Below are 25700 nucleotides of genomic sequence, written 5' to 3'. Positions count from 1 at the left end.
TGGGCTCCGGCGAAACCTCCAAGGGCGACTACACCGAACGCGCCCACGTCCAGGCGTACCCCTCGTCTTCGCAGGCGCCGGCGGCGTCGCAGAGATCCAGTGGGCGGAAAGTGTCGACCATGACGGCCAGTTCGTCGAAGTAGTCCGCGCCGATGGACCGTTCGGCGGCACCCGGCTGGGGGCCGTGGGTGAAACCGGACGGGTGCAGGGAGATCGAGCCCTGTTCGATGCCGGAGCCGCGGCGCGCCTCGTAGTTGCCGCCGGTGTAGAAGAGCATCTCGTCGGAGTCGACGTTGTGGTGGTTGTACGGCACCGGGATCGACTGCGGGTGGTAGTCGACCTTGCGGGGCACGAACGAGCAGATGACGAAGTTGGGCCCCTGGAAGGTCTGGTGTACCGGCGGGGGCTGGTGAATGCGGCCGGTGATCGGCTCGAAGTCGTGGATGGAGAACGCCCACGGGTAGAGGTGCCCGTCCCAGCCGACCACGTCGAACGGGTGGTGCGCGTAGACGTAGCGGGTCCATCCGCGCCGGTGCCGGACCAGCACCTCGACCTCCTCGCCGTCGACGAGCAGCGGGGCGTCGGGGCCGCGGACGTCCCGCTCGCAGTACGGCGAGTGCTCCAGGAACTGCCCGCGTACGGAGAGGTAGCGCTTGGGCGGGCCGATGTGCCCGGACGCCTCGACGGCGAGCAGCCGAACGGGCTGGTCGCCGGTGGGCACCAGCCGGTGAATGGTCGAGGTGGGGATGACGACGTAGTCGCCGGCGACCGCGTCCAGCACCCCGAACGGGGACTCGACCCGCAGGGTGCCCGACTCGACGTAGAGGCAGTGATCGCCGGTGGCGTCGCGGAACAGCGGCGAGGGCCGGTCGGCGAGGACGTACCCGATCCGTACGTCGTCGTTGGCGAGCAGGTACTGCCGGCCGAGGATGGGGTCGGAGCCGCCGGTGTCCAGCTTGTGGGTGCGCAGGTGGCGGGGCTTGAGCGGCAGGTTCGGCGCCCGGGTGAACGCGGGCGGGGTGAACTCGTCGGCGGCCAGGATCGCGGTGGGCGCGTGCCGGTGGTAGAGCAGGGACGAGTCGGAGGAGAAGCCCTCCTGGCCCATCAGCTCCTCGGCGTAGAGGCTGCCGTCGGGCTGCCGGAACTGGGTGTGGCGCTTGCGCGGCACCTCGCCGACGCTGCGGTAATACGGCATCTCGCCTCCCGATATGTCCCGTTCACCGGCCGAAGGCGTCCGATAATCGGACGCTGTTGTCCGTTCCTCGTAGCGTCCCGTACATTCTTGTTCCGTGTCAACGCAGGTGCCCGCACTCCTGGACGGCCTGGTGGACGACGCCGCCGTCTTCCCGCCCGGCAGTGCCGCGCTGCCCGACGCCCTGGCCGCCCACCGCCAGCACCGCGCCGCCTGGTACGCCGACCTGGTCGGCCCGCTGCTGATCCCCGCCTCGGACGTGGCCGCCGGTGAGCTGAGTGGTCTCGTCGACCCGGGTGAGGGCCTGGTGGTCGGCGTGATCGGCGACACCGGGGTCGGGAACCTGCCGTTCGCGCTCTCGTTCCTCGCCCCCGACGGCGTCACTGCGCGTCAGGTCGAGGTGGCGGTCGCCAAGCGCGGCGAGGACCCGCTGCCCGGCATCGCCGAGCTGCTGCGGCTGACCGACGCGCTACCGGGCGTGGAGGCCGTCTACGCCGAACTGCCGCTGACCTTCGGCCTGATGGGCGCGCTGGACGCGCTCGTCGCCGCGCGGGCCGACGGGGTGCCGATCGCGGCCAAGTTCCGCACCGGCGGCCTGGCCGCCGAACTCTTCCCCACCCCGACCGAGCTGGCCGCGGTGATCTGCGCCTGCCGGGACCGGGGCCTGCCGTTCAAGCTCACCGCCGGGCTGCACCAGGCGGTCCGACACCTCGACCCGGAGACCGGGTTCACCCACCACGGCTACGCCAACGTGCTGGCCGCCACCCTGGCCGCCGCCGACGGTGACGGGCCGCGCTCGGTCGCCGAGCTGCTGACCGTGGTCGACCCCCGCCCCCTGGTGGAGCGCGCGACGGCGGGGCTGGACGGGCCCCGCCCGCTCTGGGTGGGCTTCGGCTCGTGCAGCATCCTGGAACCACTGACCGATCTGATCCGGCTTGGGCTGGTGAACGGGGGCTACGACGCATGACCTGGGTGACCGGCGCCGACGGTTCGCCGTACGGGGTGACGAACCTGCCGTACGGGGTGTTCCGGCAGAACGGGGGTCCGTCGCGGATCGGGGTACGGATCGGGTCCTGGGTCTTCGACCTCGCCGCGGCGGAGGCCGCCGATCTGGTGCTGGCCGCCGGCACGCTGTGCCGGCCCGTGCTCAACGACTTCATGGCGCTTGGTCGTCCGCAGTGGACGGCGGTGCGGCAGCGGATCACCGAGCTGCTGACCGACCCGGCGCACCGGACCGCGGTGGAGCCGCTGCTGGTGCCCCTCGACGACGTGGAGCTGCTGCTCCCCATCGAGGTGGCCGACTACGTCGACTTCTACTCCTCGGAGCACCACGCGGCGAACGTCGGGCAGATCTTCCGCCCCGGCCAGCCGCCGCTGCTGCCCAACTGGAAGCACCTGCCGATCGGCTACCACGGCCGGGCCGGCACGGTGGTCGTCTCCGGCACGCCGGTGACCCGGCCGACCGGGCAGCGGGCCTCCGCCGAGGGCCCGGTCACCGGCCCATCGGTACGCCTCGACATCGAGGCCGAGGTCGGCTTCGTGGTGGGCGTGCCCAGCGCGCTGGGCGATCGGGTTTCGGGGGACGACTTCGCCGAGCACGTCTTCGGGGTGGTGCTGGTCAACGACTGGTCGGCCCGGGACATCCAGGCATGGGAGTACCAGCCGCTCGGCCCGTTCCTGGGCAAGTCGTTCGCCACCTCGGTCTCGGCCTGGGTGACACCGCTGGACGCGCTCGCCGACGCGTTCGTGCCGGCCCCCGACCAGGACCCGCCGGTGGTCGACTACCTGCGGGACGTGCCGCACCTGGGTCTGGACCTCCGGCTGGCGGTCGAGTGGAACGGCGACCAGGTCAGCGAGCCCCCGTTCGCCACCATGTACTGGACTCCCGCCCAGCAGTTGGCGCACCTCACCGTCAACGGCGCCTCGCTGCGTACCGGCGACCTGTACGCCTCCGGCACCGTCTCCGGCCCGGACCGGGGGCAGGTCGGATCCTTCCTGGAGCTGACCTGGGGAGGGGCCGAGCCGGTCAAGGTGGGCGGCGAGAGCCGTACCTTCCTCAACGACGGCGACACGGTGACCATCACCGCCACCGCACCCGGCCCGGACGGCACCACCATCGCCCTCGGTGAGGTATCCGGCACGGTTCGTCCGGCCCGCTGAGCGGGCACCCGCCATCCGTCTCGTGCACGGGACCCGTGATCGCACCGGCTGTGCGATCACCGGCCCTGGTTGACCCGTTGATCGTCCGGATTCCGTTGCCACACCGCGCAATCCGAGCCGGGCTCTAACCGGCCGGCAGCGGTGGGGCATCCCGACGCACACGGAGGTAACGACGATGCACGATCTTGCGGGCGCGGTCTGGCGGACCAGCAGCCGCTCAAACGACCAGGGGCTCTGCGTGGAAGTGGCGGACAACCTGGTTGATGTCCATGGTCTGGTCGGGGTCCGCGACTCCAAGGACCAGGCCGGTCCCACACTCGCGGTCAGCCCGCCGGGGTGGACAGCGTTCATCGGCGCGATTCGGGCCGGTCGCTTCGAGCGCTGACCGGCGCTTCGGCACCGGTCGACGACGACCGGTGCCGAAGCGACCGTCCAATCGGACAACGTGGCCTCCGGGTGGTGGAAATTCCGTCCCGGGGGCCCCGTCCGGCCCTCACTCCGCGTACCGTCGGGGACACGGGAGGGTGGCATGTCGACGGTGGCGATTACCGGGATCATCGAGGCGCACGCTGTCGATGTCTGGCGTCTGCTGACCGACCTGCCCGGCCGCGCGGCCCGGCTGACCGCCGCCGGCCCGATCGAGGTGCTCACTCCGGGTTCGTTCGGGCCGGGCACCTCCTGGCGTGAGGAGCGGATCCAGCCGGGGGGCGGCACGCTGACCGAGGAGTTCCTGGTGGTGGAGGCGCTCGCGCCGCAGCGACTGGTGCTCTGTTCCTCCGGCGCCGGCGCGGACTATCGGATCACCTGGAGCCTGCGGCCGGTTCGCCGCCGCCGTCGGGGTTGCACGGCGATCACCGTCACCCAGGAGGCGGTGCCGACCGCTCCGTACGGCCGGGTGGTGGCGCTGCTGCTCGGCGGGCTGGCCGCGCGCGCGGTCGAGGCGGCACTCTGGCGTGATCTCGCCGATCTGGCCGTCGCGGCCGGGTCCACCGGCTCCGTCGAAGCCGCCTGAGCGGGGGCCGGCACCCCTCGCCGTGACCTGACCGGGGTCCGACCCTCTCCGCTGGGTAGGGTGCCGGGCGGAGGTGCGGCATGAGGTTCCCGAGAGGCCGGCGACGGCTGGTAATCGCGGTCGCGACGCTGCTCGCGACGGCGGCCGTCGCGGTCATCGTGCACCGGGTCCTCGCGCCGGCAGAGGTGAGTACGGTGGCGCGGGCCGACTATCCGGCCCCGGCCCGACCGGCGGCCGGAGTGATCGGTCGGTTGCCGGTCGCCCCGTTGATCGTCGACGGCAGGCTGCGGGTGTACGCCGCACACCGCCAGGTCTACGCCGACCGGCCGGTTGACGGGCGGTACCGGACCAGCCCGTACTGGTCGTACCGGCGGTGGCCGGCGGAGCTGACCGGGGTGGTGGCCAGCGGCAGCACTGTGGTCAGCCGCTGGTCGGACGGGCACCTTGTCGCACTCGACGCCCGGACGGGCGGGGTGCTCTGGCGAACCGACGGCCCGAAGCCCGCCGAAAACACGGCGTTGGTGCGGCGGACCTGGGCGGCGACCGTCTGGGATGCGCCCGGGCTCCAGCTCACCGACCTCCCCGACGGGCGGGTCGTGCTGGTGGTGACCGGGGATGTCCAGGCGCGTGGGGTCGAGTTGGGCGGCGGTCGGGAGCTGTGGCGGGTCGATCTGCCGGGCAGGTGCCGCAGCGATGTCGGCACCACCGCCGCCGGGCAGTTGATCGGTCTGGACACCTGCGCCGGGGCGGCCACTGTCGAGTTCCGGGACGCGGCGACGGGCGCGGTGCGGGAGCGTTGGCGGCCGCCGGGCGGCCCGGACGCGTTGGTGGTGACGCCGCTCGGCTGCCGTACCGGCTGGTCGGACTGTCTGGGGTTGCGGACCGCCGGGCCGGGCGACGAGGGCGGTCGGGGTTGGCTGTTGGGTACCGGTACGCCGGTCGCCGCCCCCGCGCTGGATCCGGCTGGCGCCGCGCTGGTCGGTGAGCAGTCGGTCGCCGTACTCGACGGGGTCGTGGTGGGTCGGTCGGCGCGTACGGGCACCGAGCTGTGGCGGTCCACAAGCCTGGTTACGGCCCGGGTGCTGGCCGGGCAGCCTGGCCGGGTGCACCTGCTGACCGAGACGAACGACCTGGTGACGCTGGATCCGGCGACCGGGCGGCAGTTGTCCCGCTTCGCGCTCAACGTCGGCTCGGATGGAACCGGCTGGGCACCGGGGGCGGTGACGGCCGAGGACGGGTTCGTCGCGGTCGAGCGGCTCCGCAAGCCGGTCGACCCGACTGGCGACGACCGGCGTTACTACTACACGGGCGAGGCGGTGATCCTGGCCGCCACCTGATCGTGGCGTCTTCGCCCTCCTAACACCCAACCGTTCCATTCCCTTTGTCATGAAAGGGTACGTTTTTCACGGTTCAGGTTTCCGGTGGAAGGGGTCGGCGCATGGCCAGGACAGCAGCCAACCACCTCGCGGGTGGCGCGCTCGCCGCCGCCGCGAGCCTGGCGTTGGCGGTGTCGCCGGTGCTGGCCGCCGACCCGGCAGCGGCGCGCGGGTTCAGCGTCGCCCGGGCCGAGCCGTCGGCGGACACCGGCGTGACCTTCGAGATCCTGCCGGCGTCGCCGACCCCGCCCCCTACCCAGCCGCCACCCACGTCCACGCCGACCGCACCACCCCAACCCACACCCAGCCATGGTGAGTTGCCGGTCACCGGGTCGGGCGGGTCGGCACTGCTGCTCGCCGTGCTGGGCGCAGCCCTGATCATCGTCGGGTGGTTCGCCGCCCGCCGGAGACGGCCGAGCTGACGGACCCGGCCAGAGCCGGCAGGGCTGACGGGCCCGGCCCGGTGACCGTCGGCCGGTTTGCCGCTCGGGGTCAACGGCTGGCCGGGATGCGCTCCCTCGGACTGCCGGTGGGAGGTCGACCGGACCGACGGGAACGGCGGGCCAGCATGGCGAGGCCGACGATCAGCAGCAGGCCCACGACGGCCGCCGTCACGGTCCACCAGGAGAGGATCCGGGAGACGACGTTGCCCCGTTTGCCGACCTGACCGGCGTCGGGGAAGGTGACCTGCGCGGTGATGCTCCGCTTCACCAGGCCGCTCTCCAGGTTCACCTCCGCCTTCCAAGGGCCGTTCGGCAACGTGGTCGGGAGTCGGGCGATGACCTGCCCGGACGCGCCCGGTGCCAGCGTGACGCCCTGCCCGACCGGGAACGGGCCGGCCCGACTGCCGGCCGGGCCGTCGGACAGGGTGACCGCGCCGGTCAGGTCGATGGCGCGGCCTCCGGTGTTGCTGACCTGGACGGTCAGCGACGGTTCGCCCTCTGGGCTGCGGGCCGGGCGTACCTCACCGATCGAGAAGTCGGAAGCGGGTTCGCCACCGGGCCCGACGTCGAGGTACATCCGGACCCCGACCCGGTGGACCTGCATGATCTCGCCGCCGGCCCGGGGGGTCGAGGCGGTGGACGCCCAGACCACCCCGTACCGCTCGCCCCGGGAGGCGGTCGGCGGCACGGTGATGGTCGCTCGGACCCGGGTCTCGCCCCACGGTCCCAACTGCACCGAGCGCTCGTCGAGGGTGACCCAGGAGGCCAGCTCGTTCTCGGCGCGACCCTCGCCGAAGCGGAACGCCGCATCCTCGAGGGTCGCGGCCGCCGGGTACACGTCGACCCGACGGGTCTGGTCGGTGCGGTTGACGATCAGCAGTTGCCGCTTGATGGTGGTGCCCGGCGGTAGGTGGTCGACGATGTAGCGCAGCGCCCGGGGATCGGTGCGGCGCTCGGTCGGTGCTTCCAGCAACCGGATACCGATGGTGCCGTCATCCGATCCCGCTTCCGGTTCGACCGCGCCGGCCCGGGTCGACAGACCCGGACCGGCGAGGCAGAACAGGGCGAGGGCGACAGCGATGGTCGACCGCCCCCGGCGGCTACGCCACCGAATGTGTCACCGTGCCGCTGTAGACGCCCGCGATGCTGTCCAGCGGGACGTTGACTTCCAGGGTGGGGTTCCAGCTGGCGCTGTTGCCCCCGGTGCCGCCGCTGTGGGTGAACGCGGTGAGCGGGGTGACGCTGGACAGCGGCTGGGCGTCGCCGGCGGTGGCCTGCCCCGGCGTGAAGGTGCCGTTGCCGGTGACCGCCGTTGCCGGGCCGGACCAGTAGTCGATCTCCTCGGGGAGGACCGTCTCGGGCGGTGAGCCGCCGCCGGTCTGGAAGACACTCGCGGTCACCGAGGCGACCCAGGAGGCGTCGGCTGCGCCTCGGGAGTCGGTGACCGTCACCACGCCGAGCTGGCCGGTGATGACGCCACCGGGGGCGCCGTCACCGAGGTCGGCGGTGGCCGGCGCGACGATGTCTAGGGTGCCGGCGAGCACCTCGAACGTGGTGTCGGTGGTGTCGGTGGGCGCGGCGGCGGCCGGAGCGGCGAGGAAGCCCACCATCGCCGCGGCGGCAGCCCCGGCCAGACAGATCTTGGCAGTGCGCACTGTTCGTTACCCCGTTTTCTCGAAGTGAGCCGGTGTGAGTCCTCGACACAATCGGCTACTTCGGAAGATAAGGCACAAAGCACGCAAAGTCGGACAAACGGCCCTTAGTTCATGGTTGAAGTGCGGCTCAGGCCAGCGCGGCCTCGGCCGAAGCCAGGAACGCGTCGTTCTCGGCCGGGGTGCCGATGGTGACCCGGACCCCGTCCCCGGCGAAGGGCCGGACGATCACCCCACGCGCCTCGCACGCCTTGCCGAATGCCACCGCCCGCTCGCCCAGCGGCAGCCAGACGAAGTTGGCCTGGCTCGTCGGCACCTCGGGCACGAACTTACGCAGCGCCTCGGTGACCCGGTCCCGCTCGGCGACGACCAGGGCGCAGCGGCGCTCCATCTCCGTCGCCTGGGTCAGCGCGGCGAGCGCGCCGGCCTGGGCTGCCGTGCTGCTGGAGAACGGGGTCGCCACCTTGCGGATGGCGGCGGCCACCACCGGCTGGGCAACCAGCCAGCCCATTCGCAACCCGGCGAGCCCCCACGCCTTCGACAGCGTGCGCAGCACCGCCACGTTGGGTCGGTCCAGGTAGTCGAGACCGTCCGGCACCTCCGCGTCGGTGACGAACTCCCGGTACGCCTCGTCAATCACCACGAGCACGTCGTCCGGCACCGCGTCGAGGAACCGGTCCAGCTCGGTCCGGCGCAGCGCCGTACCCGTGGGGTTGTTCGGGTTGCAGACGAAGATGACCCGGGTCCGGTCGGTCACCGCCGCGGCCATCGCCGCCAGGTCGTGCCCGTGCCCGGCGTCGTTGGGCACCCGCACGCTGGTCGCGCCGCTGGTCGCCACGATGATCGGGTACGCCTCGAACGACCGCCACGAGTAGAGCACCTCGTCGCCGGGCAGGCAGGTGGCCCGCACCAGGTGCTCGGCGAGCGCCACCGAACCGCAGCCGGTGGCGATCCGGTCGGCGTCCACGCCGTACCGCTGGGCCAGCGCGTCGCGCAGCGCGACCACACCCATGTCCGGGTAGCGGTGCGAGGTGGTGATCGCCTCGGTGACCGCCTCCACCACGCCGGGCAGCGGCCCGTACGGCACCTCGTTGCTGGCCAGCTTGATGGCCTCCGGCAGGCCCAACTCGCGGGCCAGGTCGGCGGGGCTGCGCCCCGGCACGTAGCTGGGCAGCGCGTCCAGGTCGACGCGGGTCAGCCGCAGCGCCGGCTGGTGACGTCCTGAGTCGGTCATGGGGTGTCTCCCGGGGGCTGGTCGTTCGAGGGGGCGGAATCGGTGCGGTAGGGGACCTCGACGACCACCGTCTGCGCGCGCTTGTCGTGCAGCGCCTGGCGCAGAGGGTGGTCGAAGAGGGGGGAGAGAGCATCGACCAGTTGCAGCACCAGGCCGAGCCCGGCGCAGTACCAGAGCAGAGTGGGCAGGCCCAGGGTGCTCCACCGGCTCAGTGCCCGGCGGACGCCCAGCGGTTGGTCGGCGGTCATCGGCACCGCCCGGATCCGCATCACCCGCTTGCCGATGGTCTGCCCGCCGGAGGCCATGGTCGGCACCTCGTACGCCAGCCAGAGCGCGGTGGCGATCAGCAGGATCGCCACCAGCAGGGACCCGGCCTGCTCACCGGGCATCGGCAGGCCGTCGGCGGAGGTGTCGCCGCGCGCCGCGCGGCGGAAGACCTCCTGCCAGTACGGTGCCCACTCCTGCGCCCAGCGCCAGACGAACCAGCCGTTGACGACCACGTTCAGCGCGAAGACGAGGCCGAAGTCGATCAGCCGGGCGACGAACCTGCGGCCGTAGCCGGCCAGCCTGAGGCCGTGCGGGCGCGGCTCGGGCGGTCGTCCCGGCCAGCCGGGGTGACCGGCCGGAGGCGGCCAGCCGGGAGGGCTGCCCGGAGGCGCCCAGCCGGGCGAACCGCCCGGTGGACCCCAGCCGGGCGGGCCGGCCTGCGGTCCCCAACCCGGGCCGTGTCCCGGTTGTGGGCCGTAACCCGGGGGTGGGCCCTGCTGCGGAGACCAGGCCGGCGCGCCGGTCGCCGAGTCGGGGGTCGCCGACGCCGCGGGCGCGGCCGGGGTGACCGGCGCGGGCGGCGGCTCGGGCGGCGGCGGACCGTCCGGCGGGGTCGCGTCGACGGGAATGGGCGCACCGAGCCAACCCTCGCCGTCCCAGTAACGCCGGGTCTCGGTGTCGGCGGGGTCGACGTACCAACCAGGTTGAACGCTCACGCCGTCGCTCCGCTTCGCTGCGCGACGGCGCGAGGCGCCCCGCTACTGAGCCTGCTGGTTCGCTCGCTGCGCTCGCTCACGCCGTCGCTCCGCTTCGCTGCGCGACGGCGCGAGGCGCCCCGCTACTGAGCCTGCTGGTTCGCTCGCTGCGCTCGCTCACGCCGTCGCTCCGCTTCGCTGCGCGACGGCGCGAGGCGCCCCGCTACTGAGCCTGCTGGTTCGCTCGCTGCGCTCGCTCACTGGGACACCTTAACGACGACTGTCCCGGCGAACTTGTCATGGAGGCACTGCTGCCACGGCTTGTCCCAGAGCTGCCACAACCCGTCCAGGTAGCTCAGCCCCGGCAGGAAGCCAGAGAGCTGTTGCACCAGGAACCGCTTCGCGGCGGCCCGGCGGTCGAGGGAGCGCGTCGGATCCAGCGGCACGATCCGCAGGTTCATCATCTTCTTGCCGAAGGTCTGGCCGGTCTTGAACATCATCTCGACGTAGTAGACGTACGCGAGCACGAGCGATATCGCGATGATCCCCAGGTCGAGCCAGAGCAGGGGCAGCAGGAGGTCGCGAACGAAGTCGACCTCGCCGAGCGAGCCGTCCGACGCGGACACCGTGATGTCGGGCGCAACGACAACGAGGAAGATGATCGCCGCGGGCACCGACAGCACCAGGCCGACCACCATGAAGACAGCGGCGTCGAGCAACATGGCCAGTAGTCGATCGCTGAAGCTGGCCAGCGGCTGTCCGCCCGGGGTCAGCGTCGGGGGCGGGAACGCCGGTCGCGGTGGTCCGCCATAGAACTGCGGCGGGGCGTACCCGGGTGGGGCGTACTGCGGCGGCGCGGCGTACCCGTGGGGATGTGGGCCGGGTTGCGGCGCGACGCCGCCGATGGTGGGTTGGGGCCCACCGATCGGCGGCGTCGGGTACGACGGAGGTTGCGTCACGCTCGCAAGTGTTACAGGTTGCCGCGGGCTTCCTGCTCCCGCTCGATCGCCTGGAAGAGCGCCTTGAAGTTGCCCTTGCCGAAGCCCAGCGAGCCGTGCCGCTCGATCAGCTCGAAGAAGACCGTGGGGCGGTCCTGCACCGGCTTGGTGAAGATCTGGAGCAGGTAGCCGTCCTCGTCCCGGTCGACCAGGATCTTGCGGGCCTTCAGCTCCTCGATCGGCACCCGCACCTTGCCGATCCGCTCGCGCAGCTCCGGGTCGTCGTAGTACGAGTCCGGGGTGTCCAGGAAATCCACACCGGCGGCGCGCATCGCGTCGACGCTGGCCAGGATGTCGTTGGTGGCGACGGCGATGTGCTGCGCGCCCGGGCCCTGGTAGAACTCCAGGTACTCGTCGATCTGGGACTTCTTGCGGGCGATCGCCGGCTCGTTGAGCGGGAACTTCACCTTGCGGGTGCCGTTCGCCACGACCTTGCTCATCAGCGCCGAGTAGTCGGTGGCGATGTCGTCGCCGACGAACTCCGCCATGTTGGAGAAGCCCATCACCCGCTTGTAGAACTCGACCCACTCGTCCATCCGGCCCAGCTCCACGTTGCCGACCACGTGGTCGACGGCCTGGAAGAAGCGCTTCGGCTGGATGCCGGCGTCGATCATCGGCTGGCGGTCCACGATCGGGCCCCGGGCCACGAAGCCGGGCAGGAACGGGCCGGTGTAGCGGGACCGGTCGACCAGCGTGTGCCGGGTGTCGCCGTACGCGGCGATGGCGGCCATCCGGACCGTGCCGTGCTCGTCGGTCACCTCGTGCGGCTCGACGACGCTGGCGGCGCCCTGCGCGATGGCGTGCGCGTACGCGGCGTCCACGTTCGGGACCTCCAGCGCGATGTCGCTGATCCCGTCGCTGTGCCGGGCCACGTGCTCGGCGCCCTCGGCGTCCGGGCGCACCGCGCCGGTCAGCACGAACCGGGCCGAGCCGCTGGTCAGCACGTACTGGGCGTGGTCCCGGTAGCCCTGCTCGGGGCCGCGGTACGCCACGCAGGTCATGCCGAAGGCGGTGGAGTAGTAATGGGCGGCCTGCTTGGCGTTACCGACCAGGAAGTGCACGTGGTCGAGGCCCCGAACCGGGAACGGGTCGTGGCTGATGTCGTGGTCGACAGCGCCGACGAGCCGGTCGACGTCGACGTCCTCGGTCGACTGGGGTCGGTCGATCGCCTGGGTCATGGTGGGCTCCCTCGCGTACCGGCCGGCCTTGTGGGCCGCCGTGGTCGGTTCTTGTGGCGAGGATCGCTGCCCCGGCATCGGGTGGGCAACTGTTGCCAGAAGTGCTGGTCAGGTTGCGCATTCGGTATGGTCTACACGCATGAATGGTGAGCAGAATGTACAGCTCGACGCGCTCGACGTTCGCTTGATCGAACTGCTCGCCGAGGAGCCGCGGATCGGGGTGCTGGAGTGCTCCCGGCGGCTCGGGGTGGCCCGGGGCACCGTGCAGGCGAGGCTGGACAAGCTCATCGAGCGGCGGGTCATCGAGGGCTTCGGCCCCGAGATCGCGCCGGCCGCGATCGGGTTCGGGGTGACCAGCTTCGTCACCCTGGAGATCAGCCAGCGGCACGGCCACGACCCGGTCACCGCCCACCTCGCCGCCATCCCCGAGGTGCTGGAGGCGCACACCATCACCGGCTCCAGCGACCTGCTCTGCCGGATCGTGGCCCGCTCCAACACCGACCTGCAACGGGTCATCGACCAGATCGTCTCGTCCGCCGGGATCACCCGGGCCTCGACGATCATCGCGTTGGCCGAGCAGATCCCTTACCGCACGCTGCCGTTGGTGCGCAGCGCTGTTCGGGCCGACGGAAGGACGCTGTAACACCTGCAAGCCCAGAAAGCGCGACGACACGGCGGCGCGGGCGTACGGAAGATCCGTGATCGTGGCTACGGTGTGCGGTGTGGCGAAGGGGAGCGTGCGCGGTGGGCTGCTGCTCGGCCTCGCCGTGGTCGTCGCGCTCGCCGCGACCGGCGTGTGGAACCCGTTCCCCGGCCTCTGGGACTGGGTGGACCGCAGTGAACCCATCTCCGAGCCCGACGTGGTCTGGCAGGAACGGGTCGGCGGCACTCCGCGCAGCGTGACCATCGCCGGCGACGCCGTCGTGGTCGAGCAGCGCACCCGGGTCGAGGCTCGCAGCCTGGCCACCGGCGCCCAACTCTGGGAGCGCAAGGCGGACTGGGCGGCGGTCGCCGGTGGCGACCGCGACCCGGTCGTGGCCGTGGGCAAACTCCTGGTCAAGGGGTACGAGCTGCTCGACCCGACGACCGGGGTGACCCGGCGACGTGACGATGACGCGGTGGCCGTCTGGACGTACCGCAATTTGCTCCTCGACGCCCGGTGCACGGACGCCACCGACTGCACCCTGAGCGCCTGGGACCCGCGTGGCACCGCGCCGCTCTGGACGGCCTTCCTGCCCGGGGTGCACAGCGGTCTGCTCGCCGACAACCCGGGTCTGCGCGGCACCCGCCGGCTCACCGCCACCCGGATCGACGACGGTGTGGCCGGAGCGGAGGCCGCGCCACCGCTGCTCGGCTTCCCGGTCGACGGTCGGGTCCACGTGGTCGACACCGCCACCGGCCGGGTGTTGCAGAACGTCGAGCCGGCCCGGGACGAACGGCTCTCCGTGGTGGGCGGCCGGCTGCTGCACATCGCCGCCCGCTCCCAGGACGGCACCTGTTACTTCGCCATCTCCGCCCGGGACTCGGCGACCGGGCAGGAGGCCTGGCAGCGGGCCGGCATCAACCTGCGCACCGCCGACTCCGCCGGCTGCGTGCAACGCGAGGACCCGCAGGGTGCGCGGAACGTGCTGATCGGCGTCGCCCCGGACGGCCGGGAGGCGGTGCTCGACGGGTACGACGGACGGCTGCTCTGGGTCGGTGAGCCGGGCACCAAGTTGATCGCGGTCGACGACCGCGCGGCGGTGTTCCGGGCCGCCGACAAGCGCTCGGTGGTCGCCCGTGAGCTGGGCACCGAGAAGGTCCTCTGGACGCGACAGGCCAGCGGCAAGGCCGGGGCCGCGCTCACCCCGTACGCGGCCGTGGTGGCCGACGAGAAGCCGTCCCGGCTGGCGGCACTGGACCCGCGCACCGGCCGGGAGCTGGCCGCCCTGCGCACGTCGGCGAACGCCCTCGCCGTCGGGTCGCAAGGCATGATCATCGGCGAGGGGCGGGAGATCGGCTACGTCCGCTTCGGCGCGTCCGGAAACTCGCCCACCCGCCCGCCCGGCAACGGTGGGAATCCCGGACCGGGCAGCACCGGCCCCGGCGGGCCGAACAACGGCGACTGCGGGCCGAAGGGGGAACTCTGCCCCGACCCGGGCGTCGGCAAGGACGGCTGAGCGGGCGGTTCGCCCGATGTTCCGGACGACCGCCGAGCCCGGCAGGCATGGTGGATGAGAGCGGCGTCCCAGGACCCGCCCGGCGGGTGGGAGTGATCGACCGGTCTGCCCTAGGCTTGCCGCTCATGAGCAGTGCCGCCGCATTCTCGTACGCCCCTCTGCTGCCGACCGGCCCGGATCAGACGGACTATCGCCTGGTCACCGACGAGGGCGTGGACGTCGTACACGGCCCGGGAGGCCGCCGGTTCCTCACCGTGGAGCCGGCCGCGCTCACCGCGCTGACCGCCGAGGCGATGCACGACATCGCGCACTTCCTGCGCCCTGCGCACCTGGCGCAGCTTCGGGCGATCATCGACGACCCGGCCGCCTCGCCGAACGACCGGTTCGTCGCGCTGGATCTGCTGCGCAACGCCAACATCGCCGCCGGCGGTGTCCTGCCGATGTGCCAGGACACCGGCACCGCCATCGTGATGGGCAAACGCGGTCGGCACGTGCTGACCGACGGCGCCGACGCGGAGGCCATCTCCCGCGGGGTCTACCAGGCGTACACCAAGCTCAACCTGCGCTACTCGCAGCTCGCCCCACTGACCATGTGGGACGAGCGGAACACCGGCAGCAACCTGCCCGCCCAGGTGGAGCTGTACGCCGAGGACCCGGACGGGCACCCCGACGCGTACAAGTTCCTGTTCATGGCGAAGGGCGGCGGCTCGGCCAACAAGTCGTACCTCTACCAGGAGACGAAGGCGCTGCTCAACCCGGTGCGGATGATGCAGTTTCTGGAGGAGAAGCTGCGGCTGATCGGCACCGCCGCCTGCCCGCCGTACCACCTGGCCATCGTCATCGGCGGCACCTCCGCCGAGTACGCGCTGAAGACCGCGAAGTACGCCAGCGCCAAGTACCTCGACGCGCTGCCGACCTCGGGCTCGATGAGCGCGCACGGCTTCCGCGACCTGGAGCTGGAGGCGGAGGTGCTGGAGCTGACCCGCAACTTCGGCATCGGCGCGCAGTTCGGTGGGCGGTACTTCTGCCACGACGTACGGGTGGTCCGGTTGCCCCGGCACGGCGCGTCCTGCCCGGTGGCGATCGCCGTCTCCTGCTCGGCGGACCGCCAGGCCGTCGCGAAGATCACCCCGTCGGGCGTGTGGCTGGAACGGCTCGAAACCGACCCGGCGCGGTTCCTGCCCGACGTCACCGACGATTCGCTCGACGCCGAGCTGGTCGTCCGGGTCGACCTCAACCGGCCGATGAACGAGATCCGCGCCGAGCTGTCGAAGTACCCGGTGAAGACGCGCCTCTCGCTCTCCGGGCCACTCGTGGTCGCCCGGGACATCGCACACGCCAAGATCGCCGAGCGGTTGGACGCCGGTGAGCCGATGCCGCAGTACCTGCGTGACCACGCGGTCTACTACGCCGGCCCGGCGAAGACCCCCGAGGGGTACGCGTCCGGCTCGTTCGGCCCGACCACCGCCGGCCGGATGGACGCCTACGTGGAGAAGTTCCAGGCCGCCGGCGGCTCGCAGGTGATGCTGGCCAAGGGCAACCGTTCGGGTCAGGTGACCCGCTCCTGCCAGCAGCACGGCGGCTTCTACCTCGGCTCGATCGGTGGCCCCGCGGCCCGCCTCGCCCAGGACTGCATCAAGCACGTCGAGGTGCTCGAATACGCGGAGCTGGGCATGGAGGCGGTCTGGAAAATCGAGGTGGAGGACTTCCCCGCGTTCATCGTGGTAGACGACAAGGGCAACGACTTCTTCGCCGAGGTCACCAAGCCGGTGCTCACCGTCGGCCGCCGCTGACCTGACCGGTACGCGAACGGGCGCCGGGCGAAATCGCCCGGCGCCCGTCCTGTCGTCCGTGCTTCGCCGACATCGGTACGCCCACCCCGCTGGGGTGGGACGGGCGCACCGCCCCCGTCGGATGCCGTCACCGACAACCCGGATCGAGTGTGCTGCGCACCGCTGTCGATCCGCTCTCAGATCACTCTCGCCTGACCGAGGCGATCTGTTACCACCGGACTACTCTGCTGGAGGTTGCACCACTGACGGGGAGAGCAGATGCGGTTCGGGATCCTGGGGCCCCTGCGGGTGGGCGGTGGCGAGTCCACTGTCACCGCGGGACGCGACCGGATCGTGCTCGCCATGCTGTTGTTGCGGTCCGGCCGGCTCGTGCCGGTCGACGAACTGGTCGACGCGGTGTGGGAGGACAACCCCCCAGCCACCGCCCGGGCCCAGTTGCAGACCTGCGTGTCGCGGTTGCGCCGCCGGTTCACCGAACTCGGGCTGGCACCGGAGCTCATCGTCACCGACCCGGCCGGGTACGGCGTGCGTACCGCACCGAACGACCTGGACGCCGAGGTCTTCACCCGGGGCGTGGAGGGGGCCCGCGCCCTGGCCGTCGCCGGTCGGCTGGCCGAGGCGCGTACCGGATTCCGCGCCGCGCTGGCGCTGTGGCGGGGGCCGACACTCGGTGGCATCCCGAGCCGGAGCGTCCGCCGTCGCGCGCAGGCGTTCGACGAGCAACGCCTCACCGCGTTGGAGGAGTGCGTCGACGTCGAGCTGCGCCTTGGTCAGGCGGCCGAGCTGATCGAGGAGCTGGCGGAGAGCGTCGACCGGCATCCGTTGCGGGAGCGCCTGCGAGGCCAACTGATGCTGGCGCTCTCCTCGGTCGGGCGGCAGGCCGACGCGCTCGCCGTCTACCGCGAGGGCCGGCGGATCTACGCCGACGAGCTGGGCATCGAACCCGGAGTCGAATTGCAGGAGCTGCACCAGCGGGTGCTCGCGGGCGATCTGGCCCTGGCCGGCCGACCGGCCGGACCCGCCGGCGCGGTCCGCTCGCTACCCCGGGCGATCGGGGACTTCATCGGTCGGCAGGAGACGGTGGCCCGCCTGGTCAAGGAAATCGAGGAGGACGGCACCCGGATCCAGGTGGTCGACGGAATGCCGGGGAGTGGCAAGACCACGCTTGCCGTACACGTCGCCAGCGCGCTCGCCGACCGCTATCCCGACGCCCAGCTCTTCATCGACCTGCACGGGCACAGCGAACGTCGGCCGTTGACACCGGCAACCGCCGTGGCGGCCCTGCTCCGTCAGCTCGGTGTGCCGGCCGAGCGGGTGCCGGAAAACCTGGACGACCGGCTGGCGCTCTGGCGAATCGAGCTGGCCGGCCGGCGGGCTCTGGTGGTGCTGGACAACGCCGCCAGCGCCGACCAGGTGGCACCGCTGCTGCCCAACGGCCCGCACTGCCTGGTGCTCATCACCAGTCGTCGTCGGCTGGTCGGGCTCGACGAGGGCCGGCCGTCGTCACTGCCGGTCCTCGACGCCGACGAGGCGATCGAGATGCTCGGTCGGGTGGCCGGCATGGAGCGGATCGCTGCCGAACCGGAGGCCGCGGCCGAGGTGGCGCGCCGCTGCGGCCATCTACCGCTCGCCATCCGGCTGGCCGGTGCGCGGCTGGCGCACCGACCTCGCTGGCAGGTCGCCGACCTCGCCGAGCGGCTGGTCGCCGGGGCGGGTCCGCTGGCCGAGCTGACGGCGGGGCAACGTTCGGTTGGGCAGGCGTTCGCGCTGTCGTACGCGCAGATCTCACCGTCGGCGCAGCGGCTGTTCCCGCTTCTCGGCCTGTACCCGGGCGGACGCCTGGACAGTCGGGTGGCCGCGGCCCTCGCCGGGCTGCCGCTGGCCGACACCCAGGAACTGCTGGATGAGCTGGTCGACGCCCACCTGGTGGAGGAGGTGCAGCCCGGTCGGTACCGGCTACACGATCTGCTCCGCGAGTACGCCCGGCTGCTGCTTGCTGCGCCAGAACGGCAGTCGGACCGCCGAGCCGCTCTGGAGCGGCTGCTGGACCATCACCTGTCCGTCACGTTGGCGATCGCCCGGATGATCGAGGCGGCGGGCAGTCGCCGGAGCATCCCCGCGCACACGCCCGGCCGACCCGATCTGCTGGCCGCCCCGGTGTTCGAGGGGCGGGCGTGGTTCGAGGAGAACCACGCTGGTCTCACCGCCCTGGTCCGGGTGGCCGAGGAGGAGGGCTTTCCGGTTCAGTGCTGGCAGTTGGCCCGGGCCTGCTGGCGGCCCAACTTCGACGGCGGGCATCTCGATGAGCTGATCGAGACCCACACGATCGGGCTTCGTGTTGCCGAGCGGCTGGGTGACGAGGCGGCTATCGCCACGATGTTGAACTACGTCTCCTCGGCGTACTTCCGACTGGCCCGGCTCCCGGAGGCGATCAGAGCGATGGAGATGGCGCTCAGTCTGCGCCGCCGCGTCGGGTTACGCGGCGATGTGCTCACCACGCTCTGGAACCTGGGCGTCTCGTACGCCGCGAACGGGGAACTTCGGCAGGCTGAGGCGAAGTTCGACGAGGCGCTCGGCCTGATCCGCGGTCGGGAGGACGCAGACGCGCTGAGCAATTTGTTGAACAACCTGTCCTACACCCTGATCGGCTGGGGTCGGTACGACGAGGCGTTGCGCCTGGCTCGGCTGCACCTCCTGCTGGCCCGGGAGACGAGGGACCTCCGGCAGACCAACAACGCGATCGGGCATCTCGCCATGGTCCGGCACCGGATGGGTGACCTGGGCCCGGCCCGCCGTCTGCTGCGGGTGGCCCTGTACCTCAAACGGCTGGGCGGCAACCGGTTCGGCGAGGGCGAGGTGCTCAACGAGCTCGCCGTGATGGAACGCGTCGCCGGACAGCCGGACCGCGCCGCCGCACTGCATCGGGAAGCGATGGTGGCGATGGTCGACGCCGGCGACCGCATCGGCCAGTGTGCCTCCCGTAACCTGCTGGCCCGGGCGATCCTGGAGCAGGGGGACGTGGCCAGCGCGCTCGACCTGCACCGTCGGGTGCTCGCCGACGCCAGTCGGCTCGGTGCCCGCTACGAGAAGGCCCGGGCGTTGGAGGGCGTCGCCCGCTGCGTACGGGCCACGGATCCGACGGCGGCCCGCGTGCACCTGGAGCAGGCGCTGGCGTTGTTCCGAGAGATTGAGTCGCCGGACCGACACGAGGTGGAACGGCTGCTCACCGAGTTGGGCTGACGGATCATCTGCGAGTCCGCCACGGGCGCGGCAGGATGGTACGCGTGACGACTCCAGAGGCGACCGGTTACCGCATCGAACGCGACTCGATGGGCGAGGTGGAGGTGCCCGCCGAGGCGCTGTGGCGGGCGCAGACCCAGCGTGCGGTGCAAAATTTCCCGATTTCCGGCCGAGGTCTCGAACCGGCCCAGATCAAGGCTCTCGCCCAGATCAAGGGCGCGGCGGCCGAGGTCAACGGCGAGCTGGGCGTGATCGACGCCAACGTGGCCGCCGCCATCGCCGCCGCCGCCGCGCACGTGGCCGACGGCGGTTACGACGACCAGTTCCCGGTGGACGTTTTCCAGACCGGCTCAGGCACGTCGTCGAACATGAACACCAACGAGGTGATCGCCACCCTGGCGAGCCGTGAGCTGGGCTCACCGGTACACCCGAACGATCATGTCAACGCCTCCCAGTCGAGCAACGACGTCTTCCCGTCCTCGATCCACCTGGCGGCCACCCAGTTCATCGTGGAGGACCTGCTGCCGTCGCTGGCGCATTTGGCGGCCGCGCTGGAGGCCAAGGCCGCGGAGTTCGAGACGGTGGTCAAGGCCGGGCGTACCCACCTGATGGACGCCACGCCGGTCACCCTCGGCCAGGAGTTCGGCGGGTACGCCGCCCAGGTGCGCTACGGGATCGAACGGCTGGAGGGCGCGCTGCCCCGACTGGCCGAGCTGCCGCTGGGCGGCACCGCCGTCGGCACCGGGATCAACACCCCGCTCGGCTTCGCCGCCGCCGTGATCGACAAGCTGCGCGAGTCGACCGGGTTGCCGCTGAGCGAGGCGCGTAACCACTTCGAGGCGCAGGGCGCGCGGGACGCGCTGGTGGAGACCTCGGGGCAGTTGCGGACGGTCGCTGTCGGCCTCTACAAGATCGCCAACGACATCCGCTGGATGGGTTCCGGCCCCCGCGCCGGTCTGCGTGAGCTGCGCATCCCCGACCTCCAGCCCGGCTCGTCGATCATGCCGGGCAAGGTCAACCCGGTGGTCGCCGAGGCGATGCGGCAGGTCTGCGCCCAGGTGATCGGCAACGACGCGACGGTCGGGTTCGCCGGCTCGCAGGGCGACTTCGAGCTGAACGTGATGCTCCCCGTGATGGGTCGCAACCTGTTGGAGTCGATCCGGCTGCTCTCGGCGGTGAGCCGGCTCTTCGCCGACCGGCTGGTGGCCGGCCTGGTCGCGGACGCCGAGGTCTGCCTGGCGTACGCCGAGGGTTCACCGTCGATCGTCACCCCACTCAACCGCTACCTGGGGTACGACGAGGCCGCGTCGATCGCCAAGGAGGCGCTGGCCAAGCAGACCTCGATCCGTGAGGTGGTGATCTCCCGGGGGCACGTCGACTCCGGCAAGCTCACCGAGACCCAGCTCGACGAGACGTTGGACCTGCTCCGGATGACCCACCCCTGACCCGGCTCGCCTGCCCTGGTCAGGGTAGGTGCCGTGGTCTCGCCCAGCCGAGGAAACGGGTGAAGAGCGCGGCGGGGTCCGGGCCGTCGTGTGGGTTGAGCCGGTACAGGTCGGCAGCCGCCTCGTGCAGGACGGTGCACAGGTAGACGCTCAATCCGATGCGGTCGTGCGCGTACTCCCGGCGCAGGGTGAGTCGGGCGACCGGGCACGGCCAGGGCGCCGCGCAGACCCGGCAGAGCCAGAGCGGGCGAAGCGGCAGATGCGGTCGACGTGGAGTCGTGGCGCGGCCGGCCGGGGTGGTCCGGGACATGCGGCGGCCTTCCTTTCGACCTGAATCGTTTGTGGCATCGGCATCACCACGCCCCCCCGCTCGCCCCGGGCCGGGCTGCCCCAAGATCGCGCTCGATCCTGGATGGAGTGGCGTCCGCACGCCAGGACCCCACTCTTTCCAGGATCGAGCGCGATCTTGCGCGGTGGGTCTGGGTGGTGGGCGTGGTCGCGAGGTCTTGGCTGTCTGGGAGGTGGGACCGCCCGGCACGGGGGAGCGGGCGGTCCCGTGCGGCGTCGGCAGGTCCCGGGGGACGGGGAGCGGCGCCGCACTTCACAGTCTGGTGATCAGGCGACTACGGTCGGAAGGGTTTGGCCGCGTCGTCATAGTCGCCCTGTTTCGGGTGGCACCGCCGCTGGCGGCCGGCTGGAGATGATCGTCGGCGGGGTGGAGGGCGGGCACGGCATGGCCGATGGACAGATGACGGCGGCGGCGTTCCTGATCGCGGAGCTGCGCCGGGCGCGGGTCCGGCGCGGCTGGAGTCAGGAGGAGCTGGCCAAGGCGGTGAACTACTCGGCGTCGATGGTCAGCGCCGTCGAGCTGGGGCAGCAGGTGCCCACCGCCAAGTACCTGGAACTCGTCGACCGCGCCCTGGACACCGGCGGCCTCTTCGGCCGGATGTCCACCGAACTGGTCAGCCTGGACCGGGCGCAGCCCTGGCTACGCGGCTGGCAGGCGATCTTCGAACAGGCGCGCACACTCCGGTGGTATGAGCCCCGCTACGTGCCCGGGCTGTTCCAGACGGAGGACTACGCCCGGGCGGTCTTCGAGGCGGGCGGCCTACTCGCCCCCGAAGAGGTCGACCGGCGACTGACCGCCCGGATGGAGCGCCAGGACGTGCTGCGCAGCGAGCGTGCGCCGCAAATCGTGGCGGTGCTGGACGAGGCCGTGCTGCGGCGACGGGTGGGCGGGCGGAAGGTGATGCGCGACCAGACGCTGCACCTGGTGGGCATCGCCACCGGGCACCCCCGGGTTCGGTTGCACGTGGTGCCGCGATCGGCCGAGGAGTATCCGGGGCTCGGTGGGCAGTTCGCGCTCGCCGTCCTGCCCGACGGCACGGAGGTGGCCTACCTGGACTGTCAGGTCCGCGGCCAGGAGCTGGACCAGCCGAAGGATCTGTTGCGGTTGCAGCGGGTCTGGGAGGCTACCCTGGGCGAATCCCTGCCCCCGCAGGCGTCGATCGAGTTGATGAACGAGGTGGCCGAGTCGTGGAGTTGACCGGTGCTCGATGGCGCAAGAGCAGCCGCAGCAACCAGGACGCCAACTGCGTCGAGGTGGCGACGAATCTCGGGGACGTGGTCGGGGTGCGAGACAGCAAGGACTCGGACGGGCCCGTGCTCGTTGTCGACGCGTACTCCTGGCGGCTCTTCGTGGGCGCGCCCCCGCGCTGACGCGACCGCCTCGCCCGCGACGGCGGTCGGGTTTCCCGCGCAAGTTCGCCGAAGTTGCGCGGATCTTGCGGGCGGTCGGCCCGGTAAAGAGGTCGACGGGGTCGTGGGGCGGGACGGATGATCCGGGCTGTGGGTGACGATGGCGTGGGTGTGCCGGCGGGGACCGGGCGGCTGCGGTTGCGGCGGCTGACCATGGCCGACGTGGGCGCGCTGGTCGAGCTGGACAGCGATCCCGAGGTGATGCGCTTCCTCACCGGTGGTGTCGCGACCCCGCTGGCCACCGTGCGCGACGAGCAGTTGCCGAGGTTGCTGGCCCAGTACGACAGGCATCCCGGGCTGGGTCGGTGGGCGGCGCACGACCGGGAGTCCGGCGAGTTCCTGGGCTGGTTCGCGCTCGATCCGTCGGAGGACGGCACCGAGGCCGAGTTGGGCTACCGGCTGCGCCGCTCGACGTGGGGGCGGGGGCTGGCCACCGAGGGGTCGCGGGCGCTGGTCCGGTACGCCTTCGAGACCGTCGGGGTGCGTCGGGTCTGGGCCGAGACGATGACGGTCAACGAACGCTCCCGGCGGGTGATGGTGAAGGCCGGCCTGCACTACGTGCGGACCTTCCACCTCCAGTGGGACGACCCGATTCCGGGCACCGAGCAGGGCGAGGTGGAGTACGAGGTGCGGGCCGAGGAGTGGGCGGCCGTCGGTCAGGAGCGGCCGGCGGCCCGGCGGGCGCGGTAGGCGGTCACCGCGGCGCGGTTGCCGCAGCCGGCCTCGCAGAACCGCCGGGACCGGTTTCGGGACAGGTCGACGACCACGTTGTCGCAGTCCGGGTATTCGCAGATCCGCAGCCGGCTCAGCTCCCCGGTACGGACCAGGTCGGCCATCGCCATGGCGGCCTCCACCGCGATCCGGGTGGCCAGCGGCGCGTCGCGGGGCACGGCGTGCAGGTGGTACGGCTCGTCGTCGTGCTCGATGAGCTGGGGCAGCGCCTTGTGTTCCAGCAGCAGGCCGTTGACCACCGCGACGATCTCGGGTGGCTCGGCGTACCAGATGCGGCGTAGTTGAGGCCGCAGCTCCCGGACGGCGTGCAGCTCGGCGTCGGTGTGCTCGTGCCGGCCGCTGTAGGAGTAGCGGACGAAGAACGCGTCCAGCGCCGCGACGTCGGGCAGCAACTCACCGTCCCGACCTGCGGTGTTGACCAGCGCCGCGGCGGCGATCAGCGAACACTCGGTGTCATGAGCGAACAGCAACTTGACTCCTGTCATGGCTTCCGCCTAGCGTCATCACCACAAGGATAGTTTGCTCATGACACGGTGCCCATCCCGAGGAGCGCGACATGCACTCACGACCTGCTGCCGGCGTCGGGTTGGCGCTGCTCTCCGCAGTCACCTTCGCCACCTCTGGAACCTTCGCACGATCGCTCATTGAGGCCGGTTGGTCAGCCGAGGCCGCGGTGATCGCCCGCGTCGGCGTGGCCGCCCTGGTGCTGGCGATCCCCGCCCTGCTGTCGCTGCGGGGCAAATGGGACGTGCTGCGGAGCAACGCCACCGCAATCGGGCTGTTCGGGCTCCTCGGCGTGGCGCTGGCCCAGGTGTGCTTCTTCAACGCCGTGCGCTACCTGCCGGTCGGTGTCGCGTTGCTGCTGGAATACCTGGGCATCATCCTCGTCGTGGTCTGGATGTGGCTGCGGCACGGGCAACCGCCCCGCCGGCTCACCGTCGCCGGGTCGGTGGCCGCGCTGGCCGGGCTGGCGTTCGTGCTCGACCTCGCCGGCACCGCCGACTTCCACCCGGTGGGTGTGCTCTGGGGGCTGGGCGCGGCGTTCGGCCTGGCCGGATACTTCGTGCTCGCCGGCCGGGTCGACCCCCGGCTGCCCTCGGTCGCCATGGCCAGCGGCGGAATGGCCGTCGGCGCCGCCGTGCTGCTCCTCATCGGGCTGACCGGCCTGCTGCCGCTGCACGCGACCTTCGGCGAGGTCACCTTCGCCGGGCAGCCCACCAGCTGGTTGGTGCCCATCGCCGGGCTGTCGCTGGTGGCCGCCGTCATCGCGTACCTCGCCGGTATCGCCGGCACCCGCATCCTCGGCCCGCGCCTGTCGTCGTTCGTCGGGCTGACCGAGGTCCTCTTCGCGGTACTGATCGCCTGGCTCTTCCTGAACGAGCTGCCAACCGGTTGGCAGTTGTTCGGCGGTGCGCTGATCGTCGCCGGCGTCGCCCTGGTACGCCTCGACGAACTGCGAGGGTCGCCCTCGACGCCCTCGACGCCCGCGCCGGTCACGCCCGAGCCCGAGCTGGCACTTGACCGCCGGTGAGGTTTGCGGTCGGTGAGTTCGACGGGCGGTGACTTCGACGGGCGGTGTGTTTCGCGGGCGTGAGAGAGTGGGCGTCGTGCTGACCACTGTGGTGTTCGACGCTGACGAGACGCTGCTGGACCTGCGCCCAGCGGTCACGGGTGGGCTGGTGGCCGTCCTCGACGAGATGCGGCGACGCACATCGGCGGCGGCCGGGGTGACGCTCGCCGAGCTGGAGTCGGACTGGAGGGCGGTCTTCGGCGAGCTGAGCGCCGCCCCGGTGGCGGAGATCCGGCGCGCCGCACTGGCCCGGTCGCTGGCCCGCGCCGCGCTGGTCCACCACCTGGACGAGATCGCCGACCTCTTCTTCGCCCAGCGCTTCGCCCTCACCCGACCGTTTCCGGACGTACCACCGACGCTGGCCACGCTGCGCGACCGGTACACGCTGGGCTTCGCCACCAACGGCAACAGCCGCGCCGAACGGTGCGGGCTCGCCGGCGAGTTCGCCTTCGAGCTGTACGCGCACGAGAATGGCCTGCCCAAGAAACCGGCCGCCGAGTTCTATGCGGCGGTGGTCGCGGCGGCTGGGGTGCCAGCCGGGCAGATCGTGTACGTCGGCGACTCATGGGAGCACGACGTGGTGGCGCCCCGGCGGGCCGGCCTGCGATCGGTGTGGCTGAACCGGCTCGGCCTGCCCCGCCCCCCTGGCTGCCCGCCCGACGCCGAGGTTGCCAGCTTGGCCGAACTGCCGGCCGCGCTGGCGAATCTCGAACTGGCGGGATTCACGGCCATAACGGGCGCTCAACTGGCGTAATCCGGATCGTTGCTGTGTGATGGCTGCCACGTCCCTCAACGA

Annotated in this window: 25 protein-coding genes; 16 read left to right on the top strand and 9 right to left on the bottom strand. The window is 71.7% G+C overall.

Going from position 1 to position 25700, the window contains the following annotated elements:
- Positions 1-28: 28 nt before the first annotated feature.
- On the bottom strand, positions 29-1195 hold the full coding sequence (locus AC5L30_RS13250) for a homogentisate 1,2-dioxygenase (RefSeq protein ID WP_494867468.1): 1167 nt from the start codon (positions 1193-1195) through the stop codon (positions 29-31).
- A gap of 94 nt (positions 1196-1289) precedes the next feature.
- Here AC5L30_RS13250 and AC5L30_RS13245 point away from each other — a divergent pair, with 94 nt between their 5' ends.
- The 6 genes from AC5L30_RS13245 (at position 1290) to AC5L30_RS13220 (ending at position 6162) form a co-directional block, all read left to right on the top strand.
- Complete coding sequence (locus tag AC5L30_RS13245; RefSeq protein WP_494867467.1) at positions 1290-2159, top strand: hypothetical protein; 870 nt, start codon at positions 1290-1292, stop codon at positions 2157-2159.
- On the top strand, positions 2156-3352 hold the full coding sequence (gene fahA, locus AC5L30_RS13240) for a fumarylacetoacetase (RefSeq protein ID WP_494867466.1): 1197 nt from the start codon (positions 2156-2158) through the stop codon (positions 3350-3352). The genes AC5L30_RS13245 and fahA overlap by 4 nt, the downstream gene beginning before the upstream one ends.
- A gap of 175 nt (positions 3353-3527) precedes the next feature.
- Entirely contained in the window at positions 3528-3737 is a 210-nt protein-coding gene (locus tag AC5L30_RS13235; RefSeq protein WP_030327888.1) for a DUF397 domain-containing protein, read from the top strand.
- 144 nt (positions 3738-3881) lie between these two features.
- Positions 3882-4364, top strand: coding sequence for an SRPBCC family protein (locus AC5L30_RS13230; RefSeq protein ID WP_494867464.1), 483 nt, complete (start codon positions 3882-3884; stop codon positions 4362-4364).
- Positions 4365-4444: 80 nt separating this feature from the next.
- On the top strand, positions 4445-5701 hold the full coding sequence (locus AC5L30_RS13225; RefSeq protein ID WP_494867463.1) for an outer membrane protein assembly factor BamB family protein: 1257 nt from the start codon (positions 4445-4447) through the stop codon (positions 5699-5701).
- Between the two features lie 101 nt (positions 5702-5802).
- Positions 5803-6162, top strand: coding sequence for an LPXTG cell wall anchor domain-containing protein (locus AC5L30_RS13220; RefSeq protein WP_494867462.1), 360 nt, complete (start codon positions 5803-5805; stop codon positions 6160-6162).
- 70 nt (positions 6163-6232) lie between these two features.
- Here AC5L30_RS13220 and AC5L30_RS13215 read toward each other — a convergent pair whose 3' ends face one another.
- The 6 genes from AC5L30_RS13215 to hppD form a co-directional block, all read right to left on the bottom strand.
- Positions 6233-7156 (bottom strand): hypothetical protein, encoded by a 924-nt coding sequence (locus AC5L30_RS13215; protein ID WP_494867461.1) that lies wholly within the window; start codon positions 7154-7156, stop codon positions 6233-6235.
- A gap of 127 nt (positions 7157-7283) precedes the next feature.
- Complete coding sequence (locus AC5L30_RS13210) at positions 7284-7838, bottom strand: hypothetical protein (protein ID WP_494867459.1); 555 nt, start codon at positions 7836-7838, stop codon at positions 7284-7286.
- Positions 7839-7965: 127 nt separating this feature from the next.
- Complete coding sequence (hisC, locus tag AC5L30_RS13205) at positions 7966-9069, bottom strand: histidinol-phosphate transaminase (RefSeq protein WP_494867457.1); 1104 nt, start codon at positions 9067-9069, stop codon at positions 7966-7968.
- The gene (locus tag AC5L30_RS13200) at positions 9066-10052 is read right to left on the bottom strand and encodes an RDD family protein (protein ID WP_494867455.1); all 987 of its coding nucleotides are present in this window, start codon (positions 10050-10052) and stop codon (positions 9066-9068) included. The genes hisC and AC5L30_RS13200 overlap by 4 nt, the downstream gene beginning before the upstream one ends.
- A gap of 236 nt (positions 10053-10288) precedes the next feature.
- Positions 10289-10990 carry an RDD family protein gene (locus tag AC5L30_RS13195; protein ID WP_494867453.1) on the bottom strand — a complete coding sequence of 234 codons (702 nt, stop codon included), beginning with the start codon at positions 10988-10990 and terminating at the stop codon, positions 10289-10291.
- 11 nt (positions 10991-11001) lie between these two features.
- Positions 11002-12207, bottom strand: coding sequence for a 4-hydroxyphenylpyruvate dioxygenase (hppD, locus tag AC5L30_RS13190; protein ID WP_112588126.1), 1206 nt, complete (start codon positions 12205-12207; stop codon positions 11002-11004).
- Positions 12208-12346: 139 nt separating this feature from the next.
- On the opposite strand from hppD, the gene AC5L30_RS13185 reads away from it, so the two are divergent.
- From AC5L30_RS13185 to AC5L30_RS13165, 5 genes are all read left to right on the top strand, one after another.
- Positions 12347-12850 (top strand): Lrp/AsnC family transcriptional regulator, encoded by a 504-nt coding sequence (locus tag AC5L30_RS13185; protein ID WP_494867452.1) that lies wholly within the window; start codon positions 12347-12349, stop codon positions 12848-12850.
- A 70-nt stretch (positions 12851-12920) separates the two neighbouring features.
- Positions 12921-14366 (top strand): PQQ-binding-like beta-propeller repeat protein, encoded by a 1446-nt coding sequence (locus tag AC5L30_RS13180; protein WP_494867672.1) that lies wholly within the window; start codon positions 12921-12923, stop codon positions 14364-14366.
- Positions 14367-14491: 125 nt separating this feature from the next.
- Positions 14492-16159 (top strand): fumarate hydratase, encoded by a 1668-nt coding sequence (locus AC5L30_RS13175; RefSeq protein WP_494867450.1) that lies wholly within the window; start codon positions 14492-14494, stop codon positions 16157-16159.
- Positions 16160-16417: 258 nt separating this feature from the next.
- Positions 16418-19399: an AfsR/SARP family transcriptional regulator gene (locus AC5L30_RS13170; protein ID WP_494867449.1), complete on the top strand. Its 2982-nt coding sequence runs from the start codon at positions 16418-16420 to the stop codon at positions 19397-19399.
- 35 nt (positions 19400-19434) lie between these two features.
- Positions 19435-20844 carry a class II fumarate hydratase gene (locus tag AC5L30_RS13165; RefSeq protein WP_494867447.1) on the top strand — a complete coding sequence of 470 codons (1410 nt, stop codon included), beginning with the start codon at positions 19435-19437 and terminating at the stop codon, positions 20842-20844.
- A gap of 19 nt (positions 20845-20863) precedes the next feature.
- On the opposite strand, the gene AC5L30_RS13160 is transcribed toward AC5L30_RS13165, so the two are convergent.
- Positions 20864-21154, bottom strand: coding sequence for a hypothetical protein (locus tag AC5L30_RS13160; RefSeq protein WP_494867445.1), 291 nt, complete (start codon positions 21152-21154; stop codon positions 20864-20866).
- 423 nt (positions 21155-21577) lie between these two features.
- Here AC5L30_RS13160 and AC5L30_RS13155 point away from each other — a divergent pair, with 423 nt between their 5' ends.
- From AC5L30_RS13155 to AC5L30_RS13145, 3 genes are all read left to right on the top strand, one after another.
- On the top strand, positions 21578-22390 hold the full coding sequence (locus AC5L30_RS13155; RefSeq protein WP_494867443.1) for a helix-turn-helix domain-containing protein: 813 nt from the start codon (positions 21578-21580) through the stop codon (positions 22388-22390).
- Entirely contained in the window at positions 22381-22563 is a 183-nt protein-coding gene (locus AC5L30_RS13150) for a DUF397 domain-containing protein (RefSeq protein WP_145789870.1), read from the top strand. The genes AC5L30_RS13155 and AC5L30_RS13150 overlap by 10 nt, the downstream gene beginning before the upstream one ends.
- A 129-nt stretch (positions 22564-22692) precedes the next feature.
- Positions 22693-23292 carry a GNAT family N-acetyltransferase gene (locus tag AC5L30_RS13145; protein ID WP_494867441.1) on the top strand — a complete coding sequence of 200 codons (600 nt, stop codon included), beginning with the start codon at positions 22693-22695 and terminating at the stop codon, positions 23290-23292.
- Here the strand turns inward: AC5L30_RS13145 and AC5L30_RS13140 are convergent.
- Positions 23259-23804: a CGNR zinc finger domain-containing protein gene (locus AC5L30_RS13140; protein ID WP_494867439.1), complete on the bottom strand. Its 546-nt coding sequence runs from the start codon at positions 23802-23804 to the stop codon at positions 23259-23261. The two genes, AC5L30_RS13145 and AC5L30_RS13140, sit on opposite strands and share 34 nt — an antisense overlap.
- Before the next feature lie 86 nt (positions 23805-23890).
- Between AC5L30_RS13140 and AC5L30_RS13135 the strand changes: the two genes are divergently transcribed.
- Positions 23891-24865: an EamA family transporter gene (locus tag AC5L30_RS13135; RefSeq protein ID WP_494867437.1), complete on the top strand. Its 975-nt coding sequence runs from the start codon at positions 23891-23893 to the stop codon at positions 24863-24865.
- Positions 24866-24941: 76 nt separating this feature from the next.
- On the top strand, positions 24942-25658 hold the full coding sequence (locus tag AC5L30_RS13130) for an HAD family hydrolase (protein ID WP_494867436.1): 717 nt from the start codon (positions 24942-24944) through the stop codon (positions 25656-25658).
- Positions 25659-25700: the final 42 nt, after the last annotated feature.

It is taken from the genome of Micromonospora sp. BQ32 (assembly GCF_059358895.1).
This window is presented reverse-complemented; position numbering and strand designations above follow the sequence as displayed.